This is a genomic window from Priestia sp. P5_B4, assembly GCF_056400385.1.
In genome coordinates this window covers 1-722 of the sequence record NZ_JBFULJ010001348.1, presented here as the reverse complement: position 1 = coordinate 722, position 722 = coordinate 1, and the positions used below count along the sequence as shown (strand labels likewise).

The following is a 722-nucleotide window of genomic DNA, read 5'->3' as shown; positions in this document are numbered from 1 at the left end:
GTCGCCTGCTGCTCGCCGGCCGCATCGAAGGTGCGCAACGCCTGGTGCGCCATCTGTGGCGGATGGGCACGGGCCTGTGGATCGCGACCGCGTCGTTGTTCTTCGGGCAGGCCAAATTCTTTCCCGACGCGATGCGCGGGTCGGGTGTGTTGAACGTGCCGGTGCTGTTGGTCGCGGGTGTGACGTTGTTCGAGTTGGTACGGGTCGTGCGGCGCAGGCGCAAGGCCGCGCATTCGTCCGACTTTCGCCCGGCATCGCCGTGACCGGGGCCAAGCGGAGGCGCTCTTGACGCAGATCAAGGTGCGCGTCGCGCCCGTGCGCAACGATGGGCCCATTCCCGATGGAGATCCCGCCATGGCCGCAAGCATCCTCGTCGTCTACTACTCCATGACCGGGCGCACGCGGGCCATCGCCAACGAAATCCGCCGCGCGACGGGCGCCGACATCGAACAGATCCGGGAGCCGCGCATGCGACAAGGCCTGGCAGGCGTCTTTCGCGCGCTCTTCGATGCGATTGTCCGGCGGTCCACGCCCGTCCTGCCGCCCAATCGCGATCCGGCATGCTACGACATCGTCATCATCGGCGGCCCGATCTGGGCCGGACGGATGGCCAYGCCGGTACGCACGTTCGCCAGGCGCCATGTCGCGCGCGCGCCGCAAGTCGCGTTCTTCTGCACGGCCGGCGGCCCGACGGCAGACGCGGCGTTCGCTGACCTCGAACG

At 68.8% G+C, this 722-nt stretch carries 2 protein-coding genes; both read left to right on the top strand.

What is annotated here, in order from left to right; translation table 11 throughout:
- Window positions 1–263, top strand: a 263-nt coding sequence (locus AC1DRF_RS30915; protein WP_477742691.1) for a hypothetical protein, incomplete at its 5' end; no start/stop codon positions are given.
- 22 nt (window positions 264–285) lie between these two features.
- The coding region (locus AC1DRF_RS30910; protein WP_477742690.1) for a flavodoxin family protein at window positions 286–722 on the top strand (437 nt) is incomplete at its 3' end.